Annotated in this window: 5 pseudogenes; 3 read left to right on the plus strand and 2 right to left on the minus strand. The window is 62.1% G+C overall.

Annotation, left to right across the window (positions count from 1 at the left end):
• Positions 1–235, plus strand: a pseudogene (locus tag AC2SGK_RS18135) (integrase core domain-containing protein); the annotation flags it as partial.
• 72 nt (positions 236–307) lie between these two features.
• Here the strand turns inward: AC2SGK_RS18135 and AC2SGK_RS18140 are convergent.
• Together AC2SGK_RS18140 and AC2SGK_RS18145 are read right to left on the minus strand one after the other, a co-directional pair.
• A pseudogene (locus AC2SGK_RS18140) lies at positions 308–462 on the minus strand (transposase); the annotation flags it as partial.
• A 25-nt stretch (positions 463–487) separates the two neighbouring features.
• Positions 488–1,237: pseudogene (locus AC2SGK_RS18145) on the minus strand (IS3 family transposase); the annotation flags it as partial.
• 302 nt (positions 1,238–1,539) lie between these two features.
• On the opposite strand from AC2SGK_RS18145, the pseudogene AC2SGK_RS18150 reads away from it, so the two are divergent.
• Both AC2SGK_RS18150 and AC2SGK_RS18155 read left to right on the plus strand, forming a co-directional pair.
• Positions 1,540–2,826, plus strand: a pseudogene (locus AC2SGK_RS18150) (integrase core domain-containing protein).
• 59 nt (positions 2,827–2,885) lie between these two features.
• Positions 2,886–3,102 (plus strand): annotated as a pseudogene (locus AC2SGK_RS18155) (transposase); the annotation flags it as partial.

Below are 3,102 nucleotides of genomic sequence, written 5' to 3' on the forward strand. Positions count from 1 at the left end.
CTGTTCCGCAGCCTGGCCCATGCCCGCGATCTGATCGCGGCCTGGGTCACCGACTACAACACCGCGCGGCCCCACTCGGCCCTCGGCTACCAGACCCCCCGCAGGCTTTGCTCTGCACCTGACCACCGCAATCGCCCGTCCCGCTGCACGCGATCAGGGTTCCGCGCGCCGGGCGATTGCTCAACCCACGCCGAAAGGCGTAAATCAGCTACCGGCTCCGGTCGCGGCTGGATGAAAGTTCAGTGGCAGGTCAATGTAGCCGTGAAAACTCGACTTCCTTGTCCCGTAAACCATGGGAATGTTACCCCTCGACGAGCAGTTTCTTCGGCTTGGCGTTCTCATCCTCCATCGCCTTCAGCCGCTTGGCCTCCGGCACAGCCATGCCGCCGAACTTAGCCTTTCAGTTGTAGAAGGTCTCTCCCGGCATGCCGTGCTCTTGCGACACAGTTCAGCGCACTTTGGCCTTGCCCGGTTTTTGTGAGAGCGTTTAGCTCCCTTGCTTGGCCTTTCGCTCGAAGGCGATGGGGCTCTTGAAGCCGAGCGATGAATGCCGCCTGACGGGGTTATAGAACCCGTCGATGTATCTGGCGATGGCGTTTTCGGCCTGCTGGCGGAATTGCCATGCGACCGGCCAGATCAGCTCCGACTTGATGGTCTTGAAGAATGTCTCGACCATCGAGTTGTCGTAGCAGTTTCCGCGCCCGCTCATCGAGATCAGGACACCGCGTTGGCGGAGCAGCGCCTGATAGTCGACAGAGCAGTATTGCGATCCGCGGTCGGAATGGTGGACCAGACCGGGCGCAGGCTTGCGAGCCACCAGAGCACGGCGCAGGGCCTTCACCGCAAGATCGCGCTTCAGGCGGTCACTCGTGGCCCAACCAACGACGCGGCGGGAGAATAGGTCCAGGACGACAGCAAGGTAGAGCCAGCCCTCTACCGTCCAGATGTAGGAGATGTCAGCCCCCCACTTCCTGTCCGGGCCGTCCGCCGTGAAGTCCTGCGCCACAAGGTTCGGCGCGACAGGCCAGGCGTGCTCACTGTCCGTCGTCCGCTTGAAGCGCCGTTTCTGCCGCGCGATCAACTGGTTCTCGCGCATCAGCCGCGCCGTGCGATGGCGCCCGATCTCATGGCCCCCGTCGACGAGGTCGCGGTGCATGCGGGGACTGCCATAAGTGCCGTTCGACAACGCAAAGGTGGTTCGGATATGGGCCAGATAAACCATGTCCTGCTGCTGGCGCAGGCATCAATATCAACCCGCCGGACGGTGTACCTGCGGATCGTTGGCATAATTAGATGGCAAGAATCGCGAAGAAGAGGCCATGTCTTTGGACTAACCACCTTGCCGCGATCAGGGCAGGTTATCTCGAACCGGGTACATCCTGCGCTGTTGGCTTTCCGACAGGCGCAGGGAAATCGACTACCGCTCAACTGAAGATCCACGCAGCTCTTCTGCGAAACCTGAAGGTGGTTTTTGACCTGCCCCCCGGAACGTCCCTCGCTTTAATGTAGAGTTTGCTTCATCACGAAGGAGCAGACGACATGAGAAAAAGCCGCTTCACCGAGGCGCAGATCATTGGGATGATCAAGGAGCAGGGTCGACGCACTGCGTCGACGGAATGGCGACGGCGGATGTCTGTCGCCGGCATGGTCTCAGCCCGGCGACGTTCTACAAGCTCAAGGCCAAGTATGGCGGCATGGACGTGTCCGATGCCCAAAGGCTGAAGGCGCTCGAGGACGAGAACGGCAAGCTGAAGCGTCTGCTGGCAGATGCCATGCTCGACAACATCGTGCTGAAGGATCTTCTGGGATCGAAGCCATGGGACGCCACTGGTCCAAGGACCATGGCTGAGGCCTGACGACACCGAAAGCGCGGCGGGACGCAGTGCTCAAAGCGATGCGGGATCACGTCATCTCGCAACGCCGGGCTTGGGTCCTGGTCGGTGTCGATCCGAAGACGGTGCGTCGCGAGCGGCCGCCCGACAATCCGGAGATCCGCAAGGCCATGCATGAGGTCGCGGCTGTGCGTCGCCGGTTCGGCTATCGGCGGATCGGACTACTGCTGGAGCGCAGGGGCATGCTGATGAACCCGAAGAAGCTGTATCGACTCTACCGCGAAGACGGGCTGTCGGTCCGGCGCAGGCGCGGCCGCAAGCGCGCCTGTGGCATACGCATGCCGATGCCCTTGGCCCTCATGCCCGACCAGCGCTGGTCATTGGACCCTCGCCATGGTCACTCGGACCAGTGGCGTTCCCATGGCTCGATGGCGGACACGTTCGGGGCGTCGCGCAGGTTCGCTCGCCATGGTGCTTGAACCGATGGCGCACCAGGCTCGGCCTGGCGGTGATCGACGACTGCTGCCGCGAGAACCTGTGTCTGGTTGCCGACACCAGCATCTCAGGCGCGAGGGTGGCCCGCGAGTTGGACGCACTGGTGCGGATCTATGGCAAGCCGGCTTGCATCGTCAGTGACAATGGGACGGAGTTCACCAGTCGGGCCATCCTGAAGTGGGCCGATCAGAACGACGTTGCCTGGCACTACATCGATCCCGGCAAGCCGCAGCAGAATGCCTTCATCGAAAGCCTCAACGGCAGCCTGCGCGACGAGCTGCTGAACGAGGAAATCTTCGACACCTTGGATGACGCGCGCCGAAAGATCGCCCTCTGGCGCTACGACTACAACGCCGTCAGGCCGCACTCCTCGCTCGGCAACCTGACGCCGCTCGAAGCGCGCCGGACGCTTGCGCTCCCTGATGGCTCCGCGCCCGGCGCGCTTGCCGTGAAACCACCCCCCGACTACCAATCTCAAACAGGCAGACTCTCATTATGAACGAGGGACGATCGGGGGGCAGGTCAGCATGATTGAGGCTCCGCGAGGAGACCTGGTTGATGAGCAACCTCCATGGCTGACCGACGGCCGGATGGAGCGACTGAAACCGTTCTTTCCGCAGAGTTACGGCAAACCCCGCGTCGGTGATCGGCGCGATCTCAGCGGCATAATCTTCATCAATCGCAATTGCTTGCGGTGGTGCGATGCGCCGAAGGAATACGGCCCGGCCAAGACCCTCCACAACCGTTGGACACGTTGGAGCGACAACGGTGTCTT

The organism is Paracoccus sp. NIOT.M2S5SZ12, assembly GCF_057748165.1.